This window comes from Mycolicibacterium hippocampi, from assembly GCF_010723735.1.
GTDB classification, from domain to species: Bacteria; Actinomycetota; Actinomycetes; order Mycobacteriales; family Mycobacteriaceae; genus Mycobacterium; species Mycobacterium hippocampi.
Genome location: NZ_BLLB01000002.1, coordinates 96,542 through 122,025, shown reverse-complemented (window position 1 = coordinate 122,025; position 25,484 = coordinate 96,542). Strand labels below are relative to the sequence as shown.

The window sequence follows — 25,484 nt, the reverse complement described above, 5'->3', positions numbered from 1 at the left end:
CGTGAAACATCGCAATGAATCAAGCATCCACCCGGCTTGGTGGACCGCCATCCTCATCCTCGTCCTCTTCATGGTCGTGGTGATGACCGCCGCGTCGTTCAGCGGCTGGTTCCGCTCCCGGGTCCCGGTGACCCTGACCTCTGACCGCGCAGGGCTGGTCATGGATCCCGGCGGGAAGGTCAAGATGCGCGGACTGCTCGTGGGCCGCGTCGGAGAGGTCAGCCTCGATCAAGGTGAAGCGGTCCTGCATCTGGAAATCGATCCGGAGTATCTCGACTACATCCCGGCGAACGTTGTCGCCGAGATCGACGCAGCGACAGCGTTCGGCGCCAAGTACGTAGAACTCATCTACCCCGACGACCCATCCGCCGAGCGGCTCCGCGCCGGTCAGTCACTGCAGTCGCGCAACGTCACCACCGAGGTCAACACGGTGTTCCAGAGTCTGGTCGGTCTCCTCGACAAGGTCGATCCGGCGAAGCTCAATTCGATTGTCTCTGCGATCGCCCAGGGCCTGCGCGGACAGGGGACCGCCATCGGTGAGGCCACCACGGCGACCAACGAAGTGCTGCTCGCACTCAATCCGCGTGCCGACACCATACGGGCGGATTTCCAATCCCTGAAGGAATTCAGCGACGCCTATGGAGTCGCCGCTGAGGACATCCTCCACACCCTTGATTCGCTCAGCACGACCGCGACGACGATCAGCGACCGGGAATCCTCACTGGACGCATTGCTGGTCAACGTGATCGGCCTGGGAGACAGCGGCATCAACCTCTTCGCGGCAAGTAAGGACGACTTCGTCCACACCGTCAACGCGCTGGAACCGACGACAGCGGTGGTCAACAAATACAACCCGATGCTGACCTGCCTGCTGGTCGGTGCCAAATGGTTCATCGACAACGGCGGTGCCGAGTCCATGGGCGGCAACGGCTATTCGATCGAACTCGACGCTGCACTGGCGTGGGGACAGGACCCCTATCGCTATCCGGACCACGTACCCATCGTCGGTGCAAAGGGAGGGCCCGGCGGAAGACCCGGATGCGGATCGTTGCCGGATGTCACCCAACAGTTCCCGGTGCGACAGCTGATCACGAATACCGGTTGGGGCACCGGTAACGACATCCGCGTGAACCCGGGGGTCGGCTTCCCGGGGTGGGCAAACTACTTCCCGGTGACGCGCGCCGTTCCTGAGCCACCGAGCATCCGCAACTTCAACGGCCCGGCACCCGGTCCGATCCCCTACCCGGGTGCACCGCCGTACGGAGCTCCGTTGTATGCACCGGACGGCACGCCCTTGTATCCGGGACTCCCGCCCGCCCCGCCGCCCGGGGCTCCGCGCGAACCCGGGCCGTCGCCGGGATCTGAGCCCTTCGTGCCCCCGATCCCGGCCCAGACGCAACCGACACCGCTGCCGCATGCGCCACCGCCATCCCCTCAGCCATGACGTGCTCACCGCCAAATCGACCCATTACTAGGAGGTCCTGATGAGAAGCAACCTCAGCGCAGTGGTCTGGCGGCTCATGATCTTCGCAGCAGTCTGCCTACTCGGGCTGTTCGTACTGGTGGCGGTTTTCGCCCAGCTGCGGTTCGGTCCCAAACACGAATATGTCGCGGAGTTCACCAACATCGGCGGACTCAAGAACGGCGACATCGTCCGAATCGCAGGCGTGGAAGTGGGCAAGGTAGCCGACATCGCAATCCGGTCCGATGCATCGGTGGCAGTCGATTTCAACGTGGACGAGACCGTGCAGCTCACCGAGACGAGTCGGGCCGTCATCCGGTTCGACAATCTCTACGGGGATCGGTACCTGACGCTGGAAGCTGGTGACGGCGGTGGTAAGCCACTACCACCGGGGTCGACCATTCCCGCATCGCGCACCGCCCCGGCGCTGGATCTCGACACGTTGATCGGCGGCTTCCGCCCGCTCTTTCGTGCGCTTGATCCCGAACAGGTCAATGCGTTGTCTTCGCAGCTGATACAAGCATTCCAGGGGCAGGGCGACGCGATCGGATCAGTACTGACGCAGTCGGCAGCACTGACCAACACCCTGGCCGACCGCGATGACCTTATCGGACAGCTCATCACCAACCTCAACACAGTGCTCGGCACGCTCAGTGACAGCAATGAGGAGTTCGGACAGGCCATCACCGAGATCGCCTCGACCACAGAGGTATTAGCAGAAAGACGAGTCGATATCAGTAATTCCGTCGCCTACGCGGACAACGCCGCGGCCAACGTTGCCGACCTGCTGGCCCGCTCGCGTCCGGCGTTGCAGAAGATCACGAACGAAACCGATCGCGTGGGAACCATCGTGCTCAACGAGCACGAATACTTCGACGACCTGCTCAATACTTTGCCGGACGCGTACAAGATGCTCGGTCGCCAAGGGCTTTACGGAGACTGGTTCGCGTTCTACATCTGTGAGGCGATCATCAAAGTGAATGGCAAGGGTGGTCAACCGGTCTACATCAAGGCTGCGGGGCAGACTTCGGGTAGGTGTACGCCGAAATGAAACCCATGAGCGAACGAAACTTGATCGTAGTCGGCACGATCGGTTGTTCTCTGGTCGCCGCAACGCTGTTCGGTGCCCTCAACTACGACAAGCTCCCCTTCATCGATGGAAATCGCGACTATTCGGCGTATTTCGAGGATGCGGCCGGTCTGCGGCCGGATTCACCGGTGGAAGTATCCGGATTCCGAGTGGGGCAGGTCTCCGGAATCACACTCGACGGCAACCGGGTCTTGGTGAACTTCAATCTCGACGACGGTATCCATGTCGGCGACCGCAGTGAAGCGGCGATCAAGACCAAAACCCTCCTCGGTGCGAAGTTCATCGAGATCACCCCGCGAGGAGAGGGCCAACAATCGGCACCGATACCCATGGAGCGCACGACTTCCCCGTACCAGCTTGCCGACACGTTGGGTGACCTGTCGATGACCATCAACGACCTCAACACAGACGAACTCTCGCAATCACTGTCCACCTTGGCGGAGACCTTCTCGAACACGCCGCCGGATCTGAAGGTGGCGGTGCAGGGTGTTTCACGCTTCGCCGACACCCTCGCGCGGCGTGACCAACAGTTGCGTTCGCTGCTGGTGAGTGTCAACGAGGTTTCGGGGGTGCTGTCTGAGCGCAGCGAACAGATTGTCAGGATCATCAACAACGCCAACGCCTTTCTGGCGCAGCTACGTAACGAAAGCCGGGCGCTCGATCAGATATCGGGCAACATATCTGCGATCAGCCAGCAGTTGCGTGGCTTCATCGACGACAACAGACAAACGTTCAAACCCGCTTTGGACAAACTCAACGGCGTGCTGACGATTCTCGACAACCGCAAGGCCAGAATTCAGGAGGCGGTGGTACGCCTCAACGCCTACTCGATGTCGCTTGGCGAGTCGGTCTCATCCGGTCCTTTCTTCAAGGGCTACGTCGTGAACCTACCGCCAGGACAGTACATTCAGCCGTTCGTCGACGCCGCCTTCTCCGATCTGGGGCTTGACCCGAATGTACTCATGCCATCGCAGATCAACGATCCGCCGACCGGTCAGCCCGCGACGCCGGCTCTGCCGACCCCATTTCCCCGGACCGGGCAGGGGGGCGAACCGCGGATGACGCTGCCCGATGCCATCACCGGCAAACCGGGAGATCCGCGCTATCCCTATCGGGAGCCGCTGCCCGCACCTCCGCCGGGGGGACCGCCCCCCGGCCCGCCCGACGGCATGCAGGCGCCGCCCAGACACGACCCGGTGTCCGTCCCGGCACCGGGCGAATCGCCCGCTGAGCCGCATCTGGCAGGACAACAGTGATGACCAAACGCAAGTGGATGACCGGTCTCGCTGTGGCATTCGTGTTGATCCTTGTCGCTGGCGGGGTCTTGCTGTTCAGGACCTTTGAAAGGGCGGATCGCACCTATGTCACCGCCTACTTCGCGAACAGCACCGGCCTGTATCCCGGGGACGACATCCGCATACTGGGTGTGCGGGTCGGCGGAGTCGAAACCATCGAGGCCCAGCCTCAACAGGTCAAGATCACGTTCTGGGTCGACGACCAATACAAGGTGCCGGCTGACGCCAAAGCGGTGATTCTGTCTCCGTCGCTGGTGTCGGCGCGTGCGATCCAGCTCGTGCCCGCCTACACGGAGGGGCCGCGGATGAAGAGCGACGCAGTGATCCCGCAGACTCGGACGGCGGTGCCCGTTGAATGGGACGACCTGCGCGAACAACTCACGAAACTCGTCGAGGCGCTGCAACCTGTCGAGCCCGGTGAGGTAAGCACATTGGGCGCGTTCGTCAATACCGCGGCGGACAACCTCCGCGGCGAAGGTACCAATATCCACAACACCTTGGTCAAGCTGTCACAGGCCTTTTCGGCGCTGGGCGACCATAGCGGTGACATGTTCGGCGCGATCAGGAACATCTCGCTTGTGGTATCGGCGTTGGAGGACAGTACCGACGTGATGCGCAGTCTCAATCGCAACCTGGCCGGCACCACAGCGTTGCTCACAGATCAGCCCAACGAAGTGCGTCAGGCGCTTGCCGATATGAACGCTGTCGCCGAAGAAGTAACCGGTTTCGTCGCCGAGAATCGGGAGCCGGTCGGTATCACCGCCGACAAGCTCGCCTCTATCAGTGGTGCCCTTGATGAGAGCCTTGGCGACTTGGAGCAAACACTGCACCTCGCACCGTCCCAGTTGTCAAACTTCGTCAACATCTATCCGCCGGCCATCGGCGGGTTTGCCGGTGCGTTCAGCCTCAACAATTTCGCCAATCCGATCCAATTCCTCTGTGGAGCAATCGAAGCTGCGTCTCGTCTCGGTTCCGAGCAGGCAGCGAAGCTGTGTGTCCAGTACCTCGCACCGATTGTGAAGAATCGGCAGTACAACTTTCCCCCGCTGGGTGTGAACCCCGTGGTCGGCGCCTACGCCCGGCCGAACGAGATCACCTACAGCGAGGATTGGATGCGGCCCGACTACGTCCCGCCCGGTCCGCCGCCGCCGGACACCGGTCCGGTGCCCGCGGGCATGCCATCGCCGACCCCACCATTGCCTGACGGTGGACCTGCGCTGGCAGCCGAGGCGCCGGAAGTCGGGTCCACAGACCTTCAAGACATGATGGTGCCTGCTGGAGCCGGTTCATGAGGACGTCCCGAGCCGGCGCGTGCGCGGCAGTGCTCATCGCCACGGTGGTCTCCGCATCCGGCTGCGACTGGAGAGGCGCCAACTCCCTTCCGCTGCCAGGTACCAGGGGCGGAGATCCCGATTCGTACACGATCCAGGCACAACTCCCCGATATCGGTAATATCCAGCGGAATTCGAGGGTCCAGGTCGGTGATGTCAACGTGGGCACGGTCACCAAGATCGAGCGCGAAGGCTGGCATGCCCTGTTGACCATGACGATTGACGGCGACGTCGACCTGCCGGAGAACGCCACCGCCACCATCGGTCAGACCAGCCTGCTCGGCACCCTCCACGTCGAGCTGGAAGGCCCGAAGGTGGACCCGCCCAAGGGCAGGTTGCGCGACGGATCTGTGATCCCGCTGTCGTCCGGCCGTTCGTACCCGACCACCGAGCAGACGCTGGCGAGCGTCTCCATGCTTCTCAACGGCGGGGGGATCGGTCAGATTCAAGACATCACACAGTCGCTGAGTACGGCATTCGCGGGACGCGAGGACGATATTCGAAGCCTGATACAGCAACTGGATGTCTTCATCGGCAACGTCAACGAGCAGACCGAAGACATCATCGGCGCCACCGACAGCGTGAACAACCTGATGGGCCAGATCGCAAATCAGAAGCCGGTCGTGGACCAGGCGTTGGACACCATCCCGCAGGCGCTGACCGTGCTGTCCGAGCAACGCCACAACCTCGCCGAAGCGCTGGACAAGGTCGGCAAACTGAGCGCACTGGCGACGGATTCCGTGACACAGACAAAAGAGAATCTGATCAAGGAGTTCGAGGATCTCGCGCCGGTTCTGGAATCGCTGGCCAATGCCGGACCGGCCATGGTCCGGTCCCTGAGCTTCCTGTCGACATTCCCCTTCGTCAAGGAGAACATCGGCAAATTCTTCCGCGGGGACTTCGTCAACCTCACCGGCATCTTTGATCTGACACTCAGTCGGATCGACGCGGGCTTCTTCACCGGGACGAGGTGGGAAGGCCACCTGACCGAACTGGAGATGCAATGGGGTCGTACGTTCGGCCAGATGCCCAGCCCCTATACCGGCGGCAACCCACTCATGGTGCCGTACAAGGTGGACCAGGGCCGCTGAGATGAGATTGTCGAGACGGGTAAAGCTCCAACTCCTGGTTTTCACAGTGGTGTCGGTGATAGCGGGCATGGTGATGGCGGTCGGCTACATGGGTCTGCCGAGCCTGTTGTTCGGCGTCGGACGCTACTCAGTGGCGATGGAGCTTCCGGCCACGGGGGGTCTCTACAAATCAGGAAATGTGTCTTACCGCGGTCAGGAAGTGGGCCGGGTCGTCGATGTGCGCATGACGGACACGGGTATCGAGGCCGAGCTGTCCCTGGACTCCGAGGTGGGCATTCCGGCCGATCTCGATGCCCAAGTACACAGTCGTTCGGCCATCGGGGAGCAGTATGTCGATCTGATCCCGCGGCCCGATGCCGGTGCGACCCTTCTGAAGGACGGTGACGTCATACCGCTGGATCGGACATCCGTACCTCCGGATATCGCCACGATTCTCGATGACACCAACCGCGGACTGAATGCCATACCGCAAGACAACCTCAAAATCGTGCTCGACGAGGGCGCAGCCGCAGTCGGCGGACTGGGCCCCGATCTCGCCCGCCTGGTCACCGGGTCCACCACGCTGGCCATCGACGCGAGAGCCAACCTGGATCCGCTGACGGACCTCATCGATCAGTCAGGGCCGATACTCGATACGCAGAGTGAGACGTCGGATTCGATCGCCTCCTGGGCGGCGAACATGGCGAATCTCACTGAGCAGATCAAACAAGGCGACGCGGATGTCCGAGGCCTTCTCACGGACGCCCCAGCGGCGGCAGCAGAAGCCAGACAGCTCTTCGACCGGTTGCAGCCCTCGCTGCCCATCATGCTGGCCAATCTGACAGGCGTGGCGGACGTCGCGCTGACGTACCACGCCGGAATCGAACAGGTTCTCGTCCTGTTGCCACAGGCCATCGCGATTTTGGACAGCTCGCTGGTGCCCGACCTCGGCCTCAAGACGGCCTACAAGGGACCCTTCGTGACATTCGACCTCAACCTCAACATCCCGCCGCCATGCATGACCGGGTATCTGCCGCCGAGCCAGCAGCGTTCTCCAGCTTACGAAGACTACCCGGATCGTCCGGCCGGCGATCTGTACTGTCGTGTGCCTCAAGACTCGCCGTTCAATGTCCGCGGAGCACGAAATCTGCCCTGCGCTACCAAGCCGGGCAAGCGTGCGCCTACCGCAGAGATGTGCAAGAGCGATGAGGTCTATGTGCCGCTCAACGATGGCTACAACTGGAAGGGCGACCCCAACGCGACGTTGTCGGGGCAGGACGTCCCCCAGGAGCGTCCAGGGTCGCCACCGCCGGCATCCGCGGCTCAACCCGCACCGGCGCAGCCGCCCGCTACGGCGGTGCCGAATGCCGAACCAGCCGCACCGCCAATAGCATTCGCCGAATACGACCCCGCGACCGGCAGTTACGTCGGCCCGGACGGTCAGCTATACACACAATCGAACCTGGCCGATGACGGCAAGGATCAGACGTGGCAGTCCATGCTCGTGCCCCCGGGCGCCGGCTGAGGGGTGCTCATGTGCCGGAGGAGGAGATGCAAGCGTGAACAGTGAGGCAACATCCAACAAGGCCAAGCGGACTACAGATGTCCTGGACTCCTTCATGGCATATCAGGAGGTTGGTGAGGGAGACCCGATCCTCTTCCTGCATGGCAATCCGATGAGCTCATTCCTGTGGCGCAATATCATCCCGCATGTCCAAGACCTAGGGCGTTGTATTGCACCCGATCTGATCGGCATGGGCGATTCCGGGCGTCTGGAGTCAGGAGACTATCGCTACGCGACCCACCGAGCATATCTGGAGTCGTTCTGCGAGGTGCTGGACATCCGCGAGCGGGTAGTGCTCGTTGGCCACGACTGGGGTGGAGCACTCGGGTTTGACTGGGCACAAGCCCATCCCGGAGCGATGCGTGGCATAGCCTACGGAGAAACCCTGGTGCACCCGACAGTCGGCGATGAGCCGGCGGAGCGCACGGAACTCGTGAAGTTCTGCCGATCAGATGAGGGTGAGGAAGCAATCCTGTTCGGAGATTTCCTGCTCGATATCTTCCTCCGGCAAAGCACGCTCCTCCCGGTAGCCGCCGACGTGGAGCAGGAATACCGAAGGCCATGGCTGGAAGTCGGGGAAGGGCGTCGTCCGATACTGACCTGGGTACAGGAGGTGCCCACCTTCGGCGACCCTGATGACGTCTATCGAATTATCGATCGGTATGCGGCATGGATGGCATCCTCATCCGTGCCTAAACTGCTCATCGTCTCGACCGAGGGCCAGCTTGCAGGCCCTCATCTCGAATTGTGCAGAACCTGGCCCAACCAGTCAGAGATCACCGTCGTGGCGAAGCACTTCTTTCAGGAAGATGCTGCCCAGATGGTTGGTCCCGCATTGCGTCGGTGGATAAAGGGATTGGGTTGATCGGCCGCCCTTGCTGCGCAGGCGACGCTGAAACCATCTGCTGGAGGCTAGTTTTCAGATAGCGACTCTGGCATGCGCTCAGCTTGACATGCCTGCCGGCGGCTGGCGATCCTGAACGCATCGAGGTACCGGGCAGCTCTGTGCGCAGCCCGATGGGGTCCGTGGCTCTCATTACCCTTGGAATGAAAGGCAATGTCATGCCGAACGACGTTTTTGTGTACGACGCGCTGCGCACTCCACGCGGTAAGAACCGCGGTGGCGCGTTGCACGGAGTCAAGCCCGTCAATCTCGTCACGGGACTGCTGCACGCACTGACGCGACGCAACCCCGCCCTCGATCCTAGCCGTATCGACGACATCGTATTGGGATGTGTCACACCGCTGGGTGATCAAGGCGCGGATATCGCGAGGATCGCGGCGATCGCCGCCGGGTATCCCGACACGGTTGCCGGTGCGCAACTCAACCGATTCTGCGCATCGGGACTGGAGGCGGTGAACGTCGCTGCCCAGAAGATCGCCTCCGGTTGGGAATCGTTGGTGCTCGCTGGTGGCGTGGAGAGCATGTCCCGGGTTCCGATGGGTACCGACGGGGGTGCGTGGGCGAATGACCCCGAGACCAACCTGAGCACCGGATTCGTCCCCCAGGGCATCGGTGCGGACCTCATTGCCACACTGGAGGGCTTCAGCCGGCACGATGTCGACTCCTACGCTGTCGAATCGCAGGCCAGAGCCGCAAAGGCCTGGGCCAACGGATCCTTCGAACGGTCAGTGGTGCCGGTGCTCGACCGCAACGGTCTGACTATCCTGGAGCGTGACGAGCACCTGCGCCCCGGCACCACGGTGGAGATGTTGGGCAAGCTCAAGCCGGCATTCGCCACCCTGGGCAGCCAGGCAGGTTTTGATGCGGTGGCGCTGCAGAAGTATCACTGGATCGAGAAGATCGACCACGTCCACACCGGGGGAAACAGCTCCGGAATCGTCGACGGCGCCGCACTTGTCCTTGTTGGCAGCGAGCGGATCGGTAGCGACCTGGGACTGCAGCCCCGCGCGCGTATCGTGGCCACGGCCGTGAGTGGTTCCGATCCCACCATCATGCTGACCGGTCCTACCCCCGCAACACAGAAGGCGCTTCACCTTGCCGGGCTGGGTATCTCGGATATCGATCTGGTGGAGATCAACGAAGCGTTCGCCTCGGTGGTGTTGCGCTTCATGAAGGACCTCGGTGTCCCGCACGAAATCGTCAACGTCAACGGTGGCGCGATCGCACTCGGACACCCCCTGGGCGCGACGGGTGCCATGCTCGTCTCGACGCTCGTCGATGAGCTGGAGCGGCGCGACCAACGGCGTGGGCTCATCACACTCTGCGTTGGCGGCGGTATGGGTATCGCCACGATCGTTGAACGGGTCTGAAAGGAAAATCCGTGACCGGCAATACTATTGAATGGGCCGAGGACTCCGGCATCGTCACCTTGACGTTCAACGATCCCGCACAGTCCGTCAACACCATGAATCTCGCATACGTCACTTCGTTCGGCGAGGCGCTCGGCCGACTCGCGGCGATGGGCGACACGCTGTCCGGTGTGGTCATCAGTTCGGGGAAGAAGACGTTCTTTGCCGGTGGTGATCTCCGCGACCTGCTAGCAGCGACCCCGGCCGACAGTGCCGAGTTCAGCGCCTTCACCACGACCATCAAGGGCCAGCTGCGCTCACTCGAAAGTCTTGGCGTGCCGGTGGTCGCCGCCATCAACGGTACCGCTCTGGGTGGGGGTCTGGAGCTGGCGCTGGCCTGTCATCATCGGATCGCACTGGACAATCCCCGGATCCGGATCGGGTTGCCCGAGGTCACACTCGGTCTGCTGCCCGGTGCCGGCGGCATCGTGCGTACCGTCCGGATGCTCGGCCTCGACACCGCGCTGACGAAGGTGCTCCTATCGGGCACCACCTACCGTCCGACAGACGCCGTCGAGCTCGGACTCATCGACGAACTCGCCTCCAGTGCAGAAGAACTGCACGCCAAGGCGCGTGTCTGGATTGCCGCCAACCCGCAGGCACGTCAAACCTGGGACGATGCCGATGCCATCCCCGGCGGCCGCGCGGATGACCCGGCCGTCCAGGCCACCCTGCCCGCGAGGGCGGCCGCCCTGCGCGCCCACCACAAGGGCGCGCCGATGCCGGCGCCGGCAGCCATTCTGTCGGCGGCAGTCGAGAGCACCCAGGTCGATATCGACACCGCGCTGGCTGTGGAGACGCGGTACTTCGTCGAGCTGGCCACCGGGCAGATCGCCACCAACATCATCCAGGGGACCTTCTTCGACCGGCAGACCGTGCTTCAGGGCGCCAGCCGTCCCGACGGTTTTCCGCAACACCGGGCCGAATCGGTGGCGGTCCTGGGTGCAGGGATGATGGGAGCCGGTATCGCTTTGTCGAGCGCGCTCTCGGGTCTGCGGGTGGCGCTGAAGGATGTCGACCTGGCACGCGCCGAGAACGGAAAGGCGTACGCGCAGAGGGCACTCCGCAAGGAGTCTGACAAAGGTAGGCGCACCCAGGCGGAGGTCGACGAGATCCTCGAACGCATCACGCCAACCACTGAAGTCGCCGACCTGGCAGGCTGCGATCTGGTGATCGAGGCCGTCTTCGAAGACCCGGACCTGAAGGCCGAGGTCTTCGGCGAGGTCCTCGACGCGCTGGCACCGCATGCGGTGTTGGCGTCGAACACCTCGACACTGCCGATCACCGGTCTAGCCCGGGATGTCGGCCGGCCAACCGATTTCATCGGTATGCACTTCTTCTCACCGGTCGAGCGCATGGATCTTGTCGAGATCATCGTCGGTGAGCAGACCAGTGAGCAGACGCTGGCCAAGGCATTCGACATCGCTGTGCAACTGGGTAAGACACCGATCGTCGTCGGCGACGGTCGGGGGTTCTTCACCAGCCGAGTCATCCTGTCCCGATTGCTGGAGGCGGCAGCCATGCTCGGCGAGGGCATTGCGCCGGCATCGATCGAGCAGGCATCACTGCAGGCAGGATACCCGGTGGGCACCCTTGCGTTGATCGATGAGCTCACAGTGACGTTGCCCCACAAGATTTTCGGCCAGTTCCGTGCGGAGGCCCAGGTGAGCGGCACCTCGTTCACCGATCACCCAGGCGATGCGGTGCTGGCGACGTTGATCGACGCGCAGCGCACCGGCCGGGCTGCCGGTGCCGGGTTCTACGAATACGAGGATGCGCGCAGGGCGGGACTGTGGAAGGGGCTGGAGGCACACTTCGGGCCCGGTCAGCCCGCAGATGATCTGCAGGAACTCATTGACCGGTTGCTGTTTGCCGAGGCACTGGACACCGCGCGCTGCTTGGACAGCGGACTGTTGCGATCCACCGCCGACGCCAATGTCGGGTCCATGCTGGGCATCGGCTTCCCGGTGTGGACGGGGGGCGCGGCACAGTTCGTCGCCGGCTACCCCGGTGGCCGCGCTGCGTTCGTCGCCCGCGCGACCGAGTTGCAGGACAAGTTCGGCCCGCGCTTCACACCGCCGGTATCGCTGTGCTCCGGTGAATTGCTGCGCACTGGAGCATGACCGACATCACGCGAGGAGTGCACATGGCGGGACCCTTGCAGGGCTTGCGTGTCGTGGAACTTGCCGGGATCGGTCCCGGACCGCATGCCGGGATGGTGCTCGGTGATCTGGGCGCGGATGTAGCGCGCATCGAACGCCCCGAGGTCAACGTCGGCATCCCGGTCAACAAGCGTGATGCCACGCTGCGGAACCGGCGGTCGGTGGTCGCGGATCTGAAATCCGAGGAGGGACGCGAGTTCGTACTCGACTTGATCGCCCACGCCGACGTTCTCATCGAGGGATTCCGCCCCGGCGTCACCGAACGTCTCGGCCTGGGGCCTGGGGACTGCGCGAAGGTCAACAAGAAGTTGATCTATGCCCGGATGACCGGGTGGGGTCAGGACGGTCCCCGTGCAATGCAGGCCGGACACGACATCAACTACATCTCGCTCAACGGTGTTCTACACGCGATCGGCCGACGTGGTGAGCGACCGGTGCCGCCGCTCAACCTGGCCGGGGATTTCGGCGGTGGGTCGATGTTCCTGCTCGTGGGAATCCTGGCCGCGCTCTACGAACGTCACATCTCGGGTAAGGGACAGGTGGTCGACGCAGCCATGGTGGACGGATCGAGCGTTCTGATCCAGGCGATGTGGAGTTTCCGGGCCAACGGCTTGTGGTCGGATGAACGCGGCACCAACCTGCTGGACACCGGCGCCCCCTACTACGACACCTATGAGTGTGCCGATGGCCGATATGTTGCGGTGGGGGCGATCGAGCCGAAGTTCTACGGGGTGCTGTTGCAGGGCCTGGATCTGGCCGATGCGGATCTGCCGGGCCAGAACGATATCGAGCGGTGGCCGGAGTTGCGCGCACGATTCACGGAGACGTTCGCCACCCGAGATCGTGACCATTGGGCCGGCGTGTTCGCCGCTGCTGATGCGTGTGTGACCCCGGTGCTGTCCTTCGGAGAGGTTCTCACCGAACCGCACATCGTGGAGCGCAACACCTTCTATGACGACGAAGGTCAGCTGCAGCCCGCGCCCGCACCCCGGTTCTCCCGCAGTGCGACCGGCGCACCGCGGCCGCCACGTCGACGCGGCGCAGACACCGATTCCGTCCTGCACGACTGGACGTAGACCCGTCATCAGGTCGGCCGGGCGGCCACCTGGAAAGGAATACGGTAAGTGGAGATCAAAGACGCGGTAGCAGTCGTCACCGGGGGCGCATCCGGGCTTGGACTGGCCACCACGAAGCGACTACTCGCAGCGGGCGCTCATGTGGTGGTGATCGACCTCAAGGGTGACGCGGTGGTCACCGGATTGGGCGAACGCGCCCGCTTCGTCGCCGCCAACGTGACCGACGAGCGCGGTGTGTGTGACGCGCTCGACCTCGCGGAGTCACTTGGTCCGGTGCGCATCAACGTCAACTGTGCTGGTATCGGCAATGCAATCAAGACGCTGAGCAAGAACGGGCCGTTCCCGCTGGACGGCTTTCGCAAGGTGGTCGAGGTCAACCTGATCGGCACCTTCAATGTGCTGCGGCTGGCGGCTGAGCGGATCGCGCGCACTACGCCCCTCGAAGGTGGGAATTCAGCGGAGCGCGGCGTCATCATCAACACCGCCTCGGCGGCCGCGTTCGACGGCCAAGTCGGCCAGGCCGCCTACTCGGCGTCCAAAAGCGGCATCGTCGGTATGACTCTGCCGATCGCGCGAGACCTGTCGCGAGAGCTGATCCGCGTCGTGACCATCGCGCCGGGGTTGTTCAGAACCCCGCTGTTGGGTTCGCTTCCCGAGGAAGCGCAGCAGTCACTCGGCGCGCAGGTTCCGCATCCCGCCAGGCTGGGTGACCCCGACGAATTCGGCGCTCTGGTAACCCATATCGTTGAGAACCCGATGCTCAACGGCGAGGTGATCCGCCTCGACGGCGCCATCCGCATGGCTCCCCGCTGAGGACCGACGATGACTTCGTAATGCGTCCTGGTGTGTTTCAGTGCGCGTCGCCGCAGCGGCTGAGATCGCCGCGGGCATCGCGTTGGCAGTCGGGCTGTTGACCCCTGTTGCCGCTGTTGCAGTGGCCTCGGCGCGGGTCGTATCAGTCTCGACCACCTCTTCTTCCACAGTACGAAGACAGCCGGTTCCTGCAGGGGTGGTGGGGCTTGGGCGTCGCCGTGATGCTGGGCCTCGCCGGCGGTATCGGACAATTGGTGGTCTTCTACCGTCCAGGCGCGAAGACCTGAGGCGTGTTCCCTGCAAACCTGCGTGCGGCCGGGGTCAGACCGGCCTCTCGGGGTGGGGGAGAAAAACGAGTGGAACGTTTCCTTCGGCCACCGCCGCAAGACGGTCGACGCCGGCGGTGTCGCGTGCCAGCACGATATCCCCGGTTTTGAGATGTATTGTCGCGCCGTTGCTTGCGTGGATCTCGATGTGTCCGCTGAATCGCCAGAGGGTCTTGGTGGCAGCGGGCTCTGGGTCCGCTGCCGACGGCGGGGCGATGCGCACATCAACCTCTGGTTGAGGGCGTTTGTCGTCATCGCACCTGCCGCCCGACTTCACCAGCTGGTGCACACCGGTTTCCGTGCGGCGAGCATACGCTGCACCGTGACGAGCAACTCTTTGTCCTCTTCAGTCAGGACAGACGTCCGAAGCTGCAGTGACGCGATGATGTCCCTGAAGCGTTGGTCGAACTGGGGGAAGGTCAACCCGAAGAGGGGAAGTATCTCGTCCTGCGGTGGACCACCGAACGGAGCCCACGACCGGACGTATTGAACGATCTGGCGATCGAATGAATCCATGGCTAGTTCCCGGTTATTTGTCGTGGTCAGTGGCCGGACCGTGAGCCGGTCCCGTTGTAGAGGGGACTGCTCGTGAGGCGGGAGTGCAGATCGCTGGCAGTGACGATCTCGGCTTGACTCGGCAGGATACGGTCGAGGATGAGGTGGTGTAGGTCCCGGTCATGGTCGAGGACGCCATCGGACAGCACCAGCACCCGGTAGTCGCGGTCAGCGGCCTCTCGAACGGTCGAGAGGATCGCACCGCTGGTGTGGGCACCGGCCAGAATAAGCGTGGTGATACCGAGGTTCGTCAACCGCTCATCGAGATCCGTCGTGGAGAACGCGCTCAGGCGGGTCTTCCGTACGACGGTGTCCTCGGGATCGGTTGCCAGACCAGGGTGCAGTCCCGTTGCCAGAGCGCCGTTCTGAAAACGGCGTTCACGAGCTACTTCGGAGAATTCCCGGCTTGTCGACGGGACGAAGCGATAATCCAGATCGTCGAATGCGGTGCGGACGAAGCAGATGTGGCCGCCATGACGGCGGACCGCACCGATCGCGGAGTTCACACTGAAGATCAGTGAATCTGAATGAGCAAGGGTGCCTGTGACTTCTGGCTCGAGATCAATGGCGACGAGTGCGCATTGCTTCGGTTCGATCGCGCCATTCTCCTCTGCAGACCCGACCCGGAACTCCTTGGGCACTCGTTGATGCCCGCGGATCCAGGCCAGCCGGTTCTGCGCGAGCGGCCACGGCGGGAAATGCATCCGTCGCGGCCAGTTCCGCCACACGGGACTATTGTGCATGTGACTCTCCTAGTGCATCGGTATTGTGATTTCGCCGCTGCTCTCATTTCACTGGGTATTGCCGCTGTCGTTCAAGTGGCCATACTTCATATGGCGAGCTGCGTTGTCGCGAGAGGTTCCGGTATCAATGGCGAATTGTGTTCAGCCGCTGCATTGTCCGGTGACTGAACCGAAACCGGCACGAAGCACTACTAGCGTGCAGTCCAACCGCCGTCGACAGCCAAGACCTGACCGGTGATGAAGGACCCGGCATCACTAGCGAGCAGGAGCAGCGCTCCGGAGAGTTCGCCGTCGCGTCCGGCCCGTGCCATCGGTGTATTGCGGCGAATGTAAGAGCTACCGGCGTCGTCATCCAGCAGTTCGGCGGTAGCTTCACTGGGGAAGAAGCCGGGCGCCAACGCGTTGACACGGATCCCGTGCCGGGCCCATTGGACCGCCAATTCCCGGGTCAGGTTGATCAGCCCGCCTTTGGAGGCGCAATATGCGGCCTGCCGATTCGGTGCTGCGGCAACCAGTCCGAGGATGGAGGCCACATTGATGATGTTGCCGCCGCCCCGCTCGATCATCCGTCGGCCTACGAGCTGCGTCAGCCGGAACGCTCCGACGAGGTTGACATCCATGACGTATCGGAAGTCCGACAGGTCCTCGTCCTCGGCCCTTGCGGGGATACTGGTACCGGCGTTGTTCACCAGGACGTCGATCGGACCCACTCGCTCCTCGATCGCCCGGTGTACGGCTTCTGCTGAATCGAGATCGGCGATATCGCAAGGCATGGCCACCAATTCGGGATGGGTGGCACACAGCGACTCGAGCCGATCCATCCGGCGCGCAGCGACGACTACTTTTGCGCCGGCTGCTTGCAAAGTGAGGGCGAACTGGACGCCCAGGCCGCTGGACGCGCCTGTCACCAGCGCGGTACGTCCGCTGAGGTCGAAAATCTGATCGGGTGCCAGCCCGACGGCCGACTCGGCATCCAAGGTGTCAGACGTCATCGTGAGGATGCTCACCTTCCGGTTTCTGAGACGATGTCGATCCACGTCTGCACCGGCAGACCGGCGAGCGCGACCGCGGATTCGCCGGGTACGCCAGTGAGGGCGGCCCGACCCAATATGAGTGCACGGGTGGCGCACGCCGCATCGTCTGCGGCGATGGCGAGCGCATCGGGAGAGTCGCTGAATGTGCCACCCGGCAGGAATGCCGCGTAGCCATGTGCGACGGCAGCGGCGGCGACCGCGAGATTACTTGCGTGTGTGCCGGTTACGCCGGGGATCTCGGATGCGGGAATGAGAAATGCCTCGACGAGGGGACGTACCGGTTCGGTCAACTTGGCATTGCCACCGACGAACACGTCCTTGGTGTAGAGAACTTCGAACAGTGCGGGGTGCATCGCCGCGAACTCGACGTAGGCCCGGGCCGCGCGGACAAGGCGTTCGGTGGGATCGGTTTCACCGTCGACGACCCGGGCGATGTGCGCCCCGAGAACCTCGCAGGATCTGATCGCGACCGCAGTCAGTAGATCCTCACGATCGGCAAAGTGGCGATAGGGGGCGCCGGGACTGACTTCGAGTCGCCGGCATGCCTCGGCGATCGAGAACGTCGCGACGCCATCTCTTGCGATGAGCTCGACCGACACCTCGATCAGGGCATCGCGCAGGTTGCCGTGGTGGTACGAGCGCCGCTTGAGTGCTCCCGAACTCACCGGTTCCTGACTGGCCATCCTTCAGATGTTAAGGGTTTTAACATTGCTGCTGCAACCCGCGGCATCCCGACCCTTGAAGTGTCTTGCATCACATGTAAATGTCACTTACTATCCGTATGTAAGTACCTGTTACATATAGCCCGGTAGGAGTTTCATCGATGGTTTCCTCTGAGAAGACACTGGTCAGGTCGTTGCAGCGCGGCCTGCAGATCATCAATGTTGTCGCTGCCGAGGGCCCCATTCATGCAAAGCTCGTCGCCCGGACGGTGAAGTTGCCGTTGCCTACCGCCTATCACCTGCTGCGCACCCTCGTCCATGACGACTACCTGGTCCGGCTGGATGACGGTTCATACGTTCTCGGTGAGAGCTGCCGTGCAGATGCCGCCCTCGTGCCCGGCACGCGGGAGCTGCAATGTGTCGCAGGACTGAACTAGCGGTATGCACACCGAATCGGTCGCCTCGCCGACTCTGATTCAGAGTCTTCAGCGGGGGATGAGGCTGGTGGAGGCGGTCACCCAGTGGGGGCCATTAACCGCACGTGAACTGAGCAACCGAACCGGCATCGTGCTGCCCACGACGTACCACCTGGTACGCACACTGGTCCATGAGGGTTATCTGCGTCGACTGGCCGACGGACGCTACTCGCTGGGCTACCAGATGACCTCCGTCAATCAACTGGAGTTCCGGGCAAGGAGTCTGCGATTGATCCGGGAGGGGATCGCCGCCCTCGCCGCCGAGGTACGCGTCAGTGTCAGCATCGGTGAACTGTGCGCCGGAGACATCGTGGTGACTCAATTCGTCGCGCACCACTCCACACCGAGATTCGAATGTTGGCGAGGCATGACGATCCCCGGACATGCCACCGCCCTCGGCAAGGACATCCTGCGCCGGATGTCGACACCGCAACGAGCCACCTATGTGGAGAAGCACCCATTCGAAGCCCACACCACCCACACGATCACGACAGCCGCGAGGCTGGAACATGACATGGCTGACAATGAGGTCGCGCGCAGCGACCAAGAGTTCGCGTACGGGATATCCTGTATCGCAGTGCCTTTAACCGGGGGCCAACGGCTGATGGCGTTAGGGGCAGCCTTCCCGTCGAGCCGAACTCAACGAGTCAGGGAGCAGACGGAATCCACCGCCACCCAGATAGCGGCGCGGATATCGGACGCGATCAGTATCGCGTCGACCAGCGCGGCAGACACAGATACACAGGGTTAGCGGTCCGCGCGGCGTATCACCGAGTCGGTCAGCGCCGCATCATCGCGCGCATCGGCCGGTGGCTATCTGAAATGCGCTCGCTTGTTGTTGCCGTCGGCGCTGTATTCACTTGATACAGAGCGGCGGTGGTGCCGGTTGCGCCGGAACAGGACAACGAGTAGAGGGCGGAAGCACATACCGATGTGGGACAAGATGGCCGGGACTCACTCCGGCGTCGTGCAGCTGCTTGCCAGCTGTGTGGAAAGGCATCCGGATGCCACGTTCCTGGATTTCGCCGGGGCGGTGCACAGCTATGCTGATGTCTGGGAGCATGCGCGTGACCTTGCGGGAGCGTTACACGCCCTCGGTGTGTGCAAGGGGCAGACCGTTGTCAGCTTGCAGGACACCCACGTCGACGCGGTTGCGTCGTGGATTGGCGCCAATATGCTCGGCGCGGTATGGGTGGGCACCAACACAGCCCTGCGTGGTGAGTTTCTCCGTCACGTTGTCACCGATACCGGGGCGGCCGTGGTGATAGCCGAACCCGATCTGGTGGAACGGCTGGCATCGATCGATGACCGGCTGCCTCATGTCGACATCGTCCTGCACAGGGGGACAGAGCGATTCGATGGCGCGAGCCGACTCCGGATCGAGCCGCTCGACGACTACCGGAACAGGACGGCACCCGCTCCGGTTGCCGCCGAAGCGGACGACCTCATGTGCCTGACGTACACGGGCGGGACGACGGGACCGTCCAAGGGCTGCATGATCAGCCATGGCTACGCGATGAACATCGCCCGGCGCGGACTCGTGCAGACGCAACGGCAGCCGGACGAACTCAACTGGAGCCCATTGCCGATGTTCCACCTCAACGTGCTGTCCATGACGCTGATCGGAACAATGATGCTCGGGGGCACCGCTGCGCTCGCACAGCGTTTCTCGGCATCCGGTTTCTGGCCGGAGATCGAGCGAACCGGAGCACGCGTCGTCAACCTGATCGGCGGACTACCGGCGATCGTCGCCCAGGGACCGGACACACCCGAGATGAAGCGTTGTTACGGACAGATCAGGATGGTGCACGCCGTGCCATTCCCAGAGCCGCTGCAACAGGTGTGGCGCCAACGATTCGGAGTGAAGACACCCGGAGCCAAGGGGTACGGGATGACGGAAGTATTTCCGATCACCCTTCAGGCACCCGATGAATCGGCACCAGCGGAATCTGCCGGCAAGTTCAACTCCGACGATCTCGAAGTTCGTATCGTCGATGACCACGACAACGATGTTCCCGCCGGCGATGTGGGCGAGGTCATCTGCCGACCGCGCCGGAACAACGTGATGTTCCAAGGCTATTGGCGTCGACCGGAAGCAACGGTGGAGGCGACGCGGAATCTGTGGTTCCATACCGGAGACCTCGGCAGGGTCGATGCCGCGGGGCATTTCTACTTCGCCGACCGCAAGAACGACTACATGAGGCGCCGCGGTGAGAACATCTCCAGCCAGGAGCTGGAGATCACGTATATGGGGCACCCGGATATCGCTCAGGTCGCGGTGCATGCGGTCGCGTCCGAAGTCACCGAGGACGATGTGAAGGTGACGGCGGTGCTGCACCCGCAATCCGCGCTGACAGCAACCGAGCTGTTCGATTGGTCGAAGGACCGGATGCCTTATTTCGCGCTGCCGCGCTACATCGAGTTCCGGACGGAGCTACCGGTGAGCCCGCTGGGGCGGGTCCACAAGTACCTGCTCCGCGAGCAGGGCTGTACGCCGACCACCTGGGACCGCGAACAGAGCGCCGTGTCATGGGAACGTCGATGAGCACGAATCAAGTCACGGTACTGACCTCGTCACGAGATTTGAACCGAGATCGTTGCGCGATCATCGGCGTCGGGACAACCGATTTCAGCTTCAACTCCGGACGTTCCACGCTGACCCTCGCCGCGCAGGCCGGCAGTCAGGCAATCACCGATGCAGGCCTGCAACCGGCCGAGGTCGACGGCATCGTGCGCTGCGAGATGGACGAGGTCCTGCACGCCGACCTCGCCGCGACGCTCGGGTTGTCGAACGTCAACTTCTGGGCGGCAGGAAGCTGGGCGGGGGCGGCACCGTGCGGTATGGTCGGCCTCGCCGTCAGCGCCGTCCTGTCGGGCCAGGCGAAGAACGTCCTGGTCTTCCGGGCACTCAACGGCAGATCCGGCCGGAGATTCGGGCGGGACTGGACCAGCGGGCGGACGGTCGGCGGCGCCGGCAGCTACCTCGAGTTCCTCTCGCCCTATGGCCTGCAATCTCCGGGTATGGCATATGCACTTTTTGCGCGCAAGCATATGGCTGATTACCACACCACAAGCGAGCAACTCGGTCATATCGCCGTGACCTGCCACAGCCGAGCCAACGAGAATCCGAGAGCGCAACGGTACGGCAACCCGCTGACGATGGAGAAGTACCTCGACTCCCGAATGATTGCAGATCCGTTGCGGCGTTACGACTTCTGTCTGGAAACAGATGGGGCGGCAGCGGTGGTCGTGTCGTCAGTCGAGCGAGCTCGCGACACCGACAAGCCAGCCATCCTGATTCGCGCTGTGGCACAGGGTGACGAAGCCATTCCCCGCCAAGGCGGACTATGGGGCAACCTGCTGACAGGGCCGCTCACCAACAGCAGTGGCGCATTGGCCCGACGGCTCTACCGCCTCGCCGGGCTGGGGCCGGAGGATATCGACGTCGCGCAGATCTACGACTGCTTCACCATCACCGTTCTGATGCAGCTCGAAGACTATGGATTCTGCAAGCGTGGCGAAGGCGGGCCCTTTGCGGCCAGCGGCGCACTGGATCTCGACGGGTCGCTACCGATCAACACGTCGGGAGGCAACTTGGCGGACGGGTACATCCACGGGCTCAGTCACATCGTCGAGGGTGTACGCCAGCTGCGCGGAGAATCGACGGCGACAGTCGTCGGCGCGCAAACCTGCCTTGTCACCTCCGGTATGCCGGGCCCCGGAAGCAGCGCTCTCATCCTTCGCCGTGAGTGACGCACGACGCTACCCCAACAATTTCGGATGACACCGCTGAGGAGAAGACCATGACGGAGGCGACCTACATACTGGGCGGCTGGCAATCCGATTTTGCAGAGAAGGCGCCCGCCGGCGACGTTTTCCCGCTCATCGAATCCGCAGTGGCCGGGGCGCTCGACGATGCCCGGATGGACGCAGACGGCGTCGATGTGATTCACGTCGGCAACTTCGCCGGAGAGATCTTCAACGGGCAGGGCCAACTCGGCGGCCTCGTCGCCGCGGTCGACCCGCGCCTTGCCGGCAAGCCCGCGTCGCGTCACGAAGCCGCCTGCGCATCGGGCAGCATGGCCGCCTTGGCCGCGATGGCCGATATCGAGAGCGGACGATACGACGCCGCTTTGGTTGTCGGCGTGGAAGTGCTTCGCAACATCGGTGGACAGGAGGCCGGGCGCAGGCTGGGCTGTGCAGCGTGGGCGGGCCGAGAGGTAATTGACGAACCGTTCCCATGGCCGGTGATGTTCGGACGTATCGCGGACGAGTATGACCGCCGCTACGGCATCGACCACCGGCACCTGGGCCGCATCGCTGAGATCAACATCTCCAATGCGCGTCGGAATCCGCGCGCTCAGACCAGGGACTGGCAGCTGACCAGTGAGTCGTTCTATGAAGACGATATCCAGAACCCGGTTGTGGCCGGGTGGTTACGGCGTCAGGACTGCAGTCGTATCACCGACGGTTCGGCGGCGGTCATCCTGGCGTCGCAGCGTTACGCCGAGAGCTGGGCACGACACCACAAGGTTCCGCTGGCCAGCGTGCCACGCATACTGGGGTGGGGGCACCGCACGGGGACCATGCTTCTGGATGACAAGTTCGCCGCGAGCGCGGAGGACGAGTATGTGTTCCCACACCTACGTCGGGCGATCCTGGACGCCTACGACCGAGCCGGCTGCAGCGGCCCGACAGAGCTGGACCTGGTGGAGACGCACGACTGCTTCTCGGTGTCGGAGTATGCCGCGATCGACCACTTCGGTATCACGCCCCCGGGCAAGTCATGGCAGGCCATCGAGGACGGGGTCATTGATCATGACGGAAGTCTGCCGATAAACCCCAGCGGAGGTCTGCTCGGACTCGGCCATCCAGTCGGCGCCACCGGAGTACGAATGTTGCTCGACGGTGCCCGACAGGTCACCGGCAAGGCGGGGGAATATCAGGTACCCAATGCCCGAAAGGCAGCGCTGCTCAACATTGGTGGCTCCGTGACCACCGTGGCGGCCTTTGTCGTCGGCACGTGACCTCACACCCCCGCGGAGAAGCTCACCATCTGAAGACGAACCCATTGCCGAGATGTGCTTCCAGGGGGAATCCTTCGACTATCGAATACATCTCGCCGACCACACGGTTCAACTGGAGGAAACATGGCTGCTTCGACGTTGATTATCGACACTGATACCCACATCACCGAACCACCCGATCTGTGGACCAGCAGGATGTCCAAGAAACGTTGGGGCAACCTTGTGCCACAGGTCAAGTGGATCGAAGAGCGCAAGGGCGAGTTCTGGTGCATGAACGATCAGCCCGTGTTCACAGTGGGTACCTGCATCATGGTGCCGGGTGAGGACGGCAAGCCGATGCGGTCGCCGCGGTTCCCCGATTACGCCGATCGGTTCTCCTCGATGCACCCCTCGGCATTCGATGCCAAGGCGCGGTTGCAGGTCATGGACGACTACGGAATCCAAGCCGCCGCACTGTTCCCCAACCTCGGGTTCGTCGGGCCGAACATCTTCGCGGCGGCCGGTCCGGACGCCCTCGATTTCCAAACAGCCGCCTTGCAGGCATATAACGACTTCCTGCTGGACTGGAGCTCCGTTGCCCCGGATCGCCTTCTTCCCCTGGCGTTGATTCCCTACTGGGATGTGAACGCCGCAGTCGCCGAGATCGAACGTTGCGCCGCTGCCGGCCACAAGGGACTCGTGTCGACGGGTAAGCCGCACCAGCACGGGCAACCCCTGCTGGCCGACCGTCACTGGGATCCGATGTGGGCTGCCGCGGAGGCCTCCGGACTGTCGATCAGCTTCCATGTCGGTGGTGGGGATCTGGGCACGCATATGAACGACGAGCGCACCAGAGTCGAGGGGTGGCGCGCCACGCTTGCCCGCCTCACGACGTCCTTCTTCCTGGAGAGCGGTATCACGTTGGCGGATCTGCTGATGTCGGGTGTACCGGCTCGGTACCCGAAGCTGCGGTTCGTCTCGGTGGAAAGTGCGATCGGTTGGATTCCATTTCTGCTGGAGTCCCTGGACTTCCACTTCAAGAAGTACGAACCGTGGCTCGAGCGCCCGGAGTTCGACAAGGACGGCATGCTGCCCAGCGACTACTTCCGCCGCCAGATCTATGCGAACTACTGGTACGAGGATCTCCAGTCGTGGCATATCGATGCCATCGGCGAGGACAACCTGATGTTCGAGACCGACTATCCGCACCAAACATGCTTGGACAAGGCTGAGATCGAGCACTCCATCGAGGTGGGATTGAAGAGCGTCAGCGACGTGACGAAGGAGAAGATCCTGTGGCGGAACGCCGCCTCACTGTTCAACATGGACATCTCCAAGCTCGAACAGCTCACCTGATCCCGTGAGCAGCATGGCACCGTTGCCGGTGACCAATGACCCGGACACGGCAGGATTCTGGCTCGCCGCACAACGAGGTGAGGTGGCCGTCTGCGTCTGCGCCAATTGTGGTGCGGTACTGCACCTGCCGCGGTCGTACTGCCATTCTTGTCGGTCGTGGACGACCGAATGGAAGGTCGTGGCACCGTGGGCTCGGTTGGTGTCCTGGACCGTGGCCGAACACCAGGTGCACGCCGCATTCCCGGTCCCGTACACCTTCGTCCTCGTCGAGCTTGACGGCGCCCCGGGAGTCCGCCTCGGAGGCTATATCGCAGGACGTCCGGACCTGAGAGTGGATAGTCGCATGCGGGCGCATTTCGTCACGACGTCAGACGACGTCACACTTGTGAACTGGATACCCAACGACGGATCCGTACTCGGCGAAGCAGTGATGCAGCGCACTATTTGAACTAACGCCCCTTACGCCGGCGCTCCGGCAGACACAAACTGATGGCGGCCAGGTTGATGTTGAAATACCATACAGCTCTGCGTATCTCATCTCAGTCAGCAGTAAAACCCGCAGAGTCGCAACTTCCAGCGTGGTCGAATCCGTCCGCAACAAACACCCTGATTAATGGAGTAGATGACATGAGCAATGAGGCCGTCGTCCGGGCTTTCCTCAAAGGCATGGAACAGCCGCTGTCCAAGGTGCCCGCACACCTGAGGGCGTCGATGACCGATGATGCGGTGTGGGGTAACTCGGGCTTTCCGCCCTGTGTGGGGATCGAGGACATCGTGTCCAAACACGAGATGAGTGGCGAGGTGTTCGGCGACTACGTACTTACCGCTGAGGTATTCCACCTTGCCGAGGGACCTGACGACGTGGTGTTCACCGAGCGCGTCGACGTCGGACGTACTCAAGAGGGTGAGGAGATCCTGACAGTACAGGTGGTCGGGGTGTTCGAGGTGCGCGACGGCAAGATCGCCAGGTGGACCGACTACTTCGACCCGCGCGGTCTTCTGGCGGGACTTTCGCAGCTGCCCGACGTGGAGGCCTACTTCACCGGCAAAAAATAGTCACGAGCGAGCCCCTATGTGGCCACACACGGTGATGTCGTCGGCTGCATGACGACATCACCGTGTCCGATCGGACTCGGCGCATGAATCGAAA

Annotated in this window: 24 protein-coding genes and 1 pseudogene; 20 read left to right on the top strand and 5 right to left on the bottom strand. The window is 62.8% G+C overall.

Annotated elements, in window-relative coordinates:
• Nucleotide 1: 1 nt before the first annotated feature.
• The 12 genes and pseudogenes from G6N53_RS01470 to G6N53_RS01415 form a co-directional block, all read left to right on the top strand.
• Nucleotides 2-1,444 (top strand): MCE family protein, encoded by a 1,443-nt coding sequence (locus G6N53_RS01470; RefSeq protein WP_371870875.1) that lies wholly within the window; start codon nucleotides 2-4, stop codon nucleotides 1,442-1,444.
• A 40-nt stretch (nucleotides 1,445-1,484) separates the two neighbouring features.
• Nucleotides 1,485-2,513, top strand: coding sequence for a virulence factor Mce family protein (locus G6N53_RS01465; protein WP_163886560.1), 1,029 nt, complete (start codon nucleotides 1,485-1,487; stop codon nucleotides 2,511-2,513).
• A complete protein-coding gene (locus tag G6N53_RS01460) occupies nucleotides 2,510-3,808 on the top strand; it encodes an MCE family protein (RefSeq protein ID WP_163895286.1) in 1,299 nt (432 codons plus the stop codon). The genes G6N53_RS01465 and G6N53_RS01460 overlap by 4 nt, the downstream gene beginning before the upstream one ends.
• A complete protein-coding gene (locus G6N53_RS01455; RefSeq protein ID WP_163886559.1) occupies nucleotides 3,808-5,139 on the top strand; it encodes an MCE family protein in 1,332 nt (443 codons plus the stop codon). The genes G6N53_RS01460 and G6N53_RS01455 overlap by 1 nt, the downstream gene beginning before the upstream one ends.
• Entirely contained in the window at nucleotides 5,136-6,269 is a 1,134-nt protein-coding gene (locus G6N53_RS01450; protein WP_163886558.1) for a virulence factor Mce family protein, read from the top strand. Before G6N53_RS01455 ends, G6N53_RS01450 begins: the two co-directional genes overlap by 4 nt.
• A 1-nt stretch (nucleotide 6,270) precedes the next feature.
• Nucleotides 6,271-7,773, top strand: coding sequence for an MCE family protein (locus G6N53_RS01445; RefSeq protein ID WP_163886557.1), 1,503 nt, complete (start codon nucleotides 6,271-6,273; stop codon nucleotides 7,771-7,773).
• Between the two features lie 34 nt (nucleotides 7,774-7,807).
• Nucleotides 7,808-8,677, top strand: coding sequence for a haloalkane dehalogenase (locus G6N53_RS01440; RefSeq protein ID WP_205390248.1), 870 nt, complete (start codon nucleotides 7,808-7,810; stop codon nucleotides 8,675-8,677).
• Nucleotides 8,678-8,874: 197 nt separating this feature from the next.
• Entirely contained in the window at nucleotides 8,875-10,086 is a 1,212-nt protein-coding gene (locus tag G6N53_RS01435) for an acetyl-CoA C-acetyltransferase (protein WP_163886555.1), read from the top strand.
• Nucleotides 10,087-10,097: 11 nt separating this feature from the next.
• The gene (locus G6N53_RS01430; RefSeq protein ID WP_163886554.1) at nucleotides 10,098-12,248 is read left to right on the top strand and encodes a 3-hydroxyacyl-CoA dehydrogenase NAD-binding domain-containing protein; all 2,151 of its coding nucleotides are present in this window, start codon (nucleotides 10,098-10,100) and stop codon (nucleotides 12,246-12,248) included.
• A 23-nt stretch (nucleotides 12,249-12,271) separates the two neighbouring features.
• Nucleotides 12,272-13,363, top strand: coding sequence for a CaiB/BaiF CoA transferase family protein (locus tag G6N53_RS01425; RefSeq protein WP_163886553.1), 1,092 nt, complete (start codon nucleotides 12,272-12,274; stop codon nucleotides 13,361-13,363).
• A gap of 48 nt (nucleotides 13,364-13,411) precedes the next feature.
• Nucleotides 13,412-14,176: a 3-hydroxyacyl-CoA dehydrogenase gene (locus tag G6N53_RS01420; protein ID WP_163886552.1), complete on the top strand. Its 765-nt coding sequence runs from the start codon at nucleotides 13,412-13,414 to the stop codon at nucleotides 14,174-14,176.
• An 8-nt stretch (nucleotides 14,177-14,184) separates the two neighbouring features.
• Nucleotides 14,185-14,463: pseudogene (locus G6N53_RS01415) on the top strand (DoxX family membrane protein); the annotation flags it as partial.
• Between the two features lie 34 nt (nucleotides 14,464-14,497).
• On the opposite strand, the gene G6N53_RS01410 reads toward G6N53_RS01415, so the two are convergent.
• The 5 genes from G6N53_RS01410 to G6N53_RS01390 all read right to left on the bottom strand — a co-directional run bounded on the left by G6N53_RS01410 (nucleotide 14,498) and on the right by G6N53_RS01390 (nucleotide 17,517).
• Nucleotides 14,498-14,791 carry a cupin domain-containing protein gene (locus tag G6N53_RS01410; RefSeq protein WP_163886551.1) on the bottom strand — a complete coding sequence of 98 codons (294 nt, stop codon included), beginning with the start codon at nucleotides 14,789-14,791 and terminating at the stop codon, nucleotides 14,498-14,500.
• Complete coding sequence (locus tag G6N53_RS01405) at nucleotides 14,776-15,018, bottom strand: hypothetical protein (RefSeq protein ID WP_163886550.1); 243 nt, start codon at nucleotides 15,016-15,018, stop codon at nucleotides 14,776-14,778. Before G6N53_RS01405 ends, G6N53_RS01410 begins: the two co-directional genes overlap by 16 nt.
• A gap of 26 nt (nucleotides 15,019-15,044) precedes the next feature.
• Nucleotides 15,045-15,761 (bottom strand): cysteine hydrolase family protein, encoded by a 717-nt coding sequence (locus tag G6N53_RS01400; RefSeq protein WP_163886549.1) that lies wholly within the window; start codon nucleotides 15,759-15,761, stop codon nucleotides 15,045-15,047.
• A 230-nt stretch (nucleotides 15,762-15,991) separates the two neighbouring features.
• Nucleotides 15,992-16,792: an SDR family oxidoreductase gene (locus G6N53_RS01395; RefSeq protein ID WP_163886548.1), complete on the bottom strand. Its 801-nt coding sequence runs from the start codon at nucleotides 16,790-16,792 to the stop codon at nucleotides 15,992-15,994.
• 11 nt (nucleotides 16,793-16,803) lie between these two features.
• Nucleotides 16,804-17,517 (bottom strand): TetR/AcrR family transcriptional regulator, encoded by a 714-nt coding sequence (locus tag G6N53_RS01390; RefSeq protein ID WP_163886547.1) that lies wholly within the window; start codon nucleotides 17,515-17,517, stop codon nucleotides 16,804-16,806.
• Between the two features lie 140 nt (nucleotides 17,518-17,657).
• Between G6N53_RS01390 and G6N53_RS01385 the strand changes: the two genes are divergently transcribed.
• From G6N53_RS01385 to G6N53_RS01350, 8 genes are all read left to right on the top strand, one after another.
• Nucleotides 17,658-17,933, top strand: a complete 276-nt coding sequence (locus G6N53_RS01385) for a helix-turn-helix domain-containing protein (RefSeq protein WP_163886546.1) — start codon at nucleotides 17,658-17,660, stop codon at nucleotides 17,931-17,933.
• Nucleotides 17,934-17,937: 4 nt separating this feature from the next.
• Nucleotides 17,938-18,723 (top strand): IclR family transcriptional regulator, encoded by a 786-nt coding sequence (locus G6N53_RS01380; protein WP_163886545.1) that lies wholly within the window; start codon nucleotides 17,938-17,940, stop codon nucleotides 18,721-18,723.
• 87 nt (nucleotides 18,724-18,810) lie between these two features.
• Complete coding sequence (locus tag G6N53_RS01375) at nucleotides 18,811-20,517, top strand: AMP-binding protein (protein WP_237166321.1); 1,707 nt, start codon at nucleotides 18,811-18,813, stop codon at nucleotides 20,515-20,517.
• Entirely contained in the window at nucleotides 20,502-21,725 is a 1,224-nt protein-coding gene (locus tag G6N53_RS01370; RefSeq protein ID WP_237166319.1) for a thiolase C-terminal domain-containing protein, read from the top strand. Before G6N53_RS01375 ends, G6N53_RS01370 begins: the two co-directional genes overlap by 16 nt.
• A gap of 50 nt (nucleotides 21,726-21,775) precedes the next feature.
• A complete protein-coding gene (locus tag G6N53_RS01365; RefSeq protein WP_163886543.1) occupies nucleotides 21,776-22,999 on the top strand; it encodes an acetyl-CoA acetyltransferase in 1,224 nt (407 codons plus the stop codon).
• Between the two features lie 123 nt (nucleotides 23,000-23,122).
• Nucleotides 23,123-24,334 (top strand): amidohydrolase family protein, encoded by a 1,212-nt coding sequence (locus G6N53_RS01360; RefSeq protein ID WP_163886542.1) that lies wholly within the window; start codon nucleotides 23,123-23,125, stop codon nucleotides 24,332-24,334.
• 13 nt (nucleotides 24,335-24,347) lie between these two features.
• Nucleotides 24,348-24,782, top strand: a complete 435-nt coding sequence (locus G6N53_RS01355; RefSeq protein WP_163895282.1) for a Zn-ribbon domain-containing OB-fold protein — start codon at nucleotides 24,348-24,350, stop codon at nucleotides 24,780-24,782.
• 179 nt (nucleotides 24,783-24,961) lie between these two features.
• Nucleotides 24,962-25,390: a limonene-1,2-epoxide hydrolase family protein gene (locus G6N53_RS01350; RefSeq protein ID WP_163886541.1), complete on the top strand. Its 429-nt coding sequence runs from the start codon at nucleotides 24,962-24,964 to the stop codon at nucleotides 25,388-25,390.
• The last annotated feature ends 94 nt before the right edge of the window (nucleotides 25,391-25,484 follow it).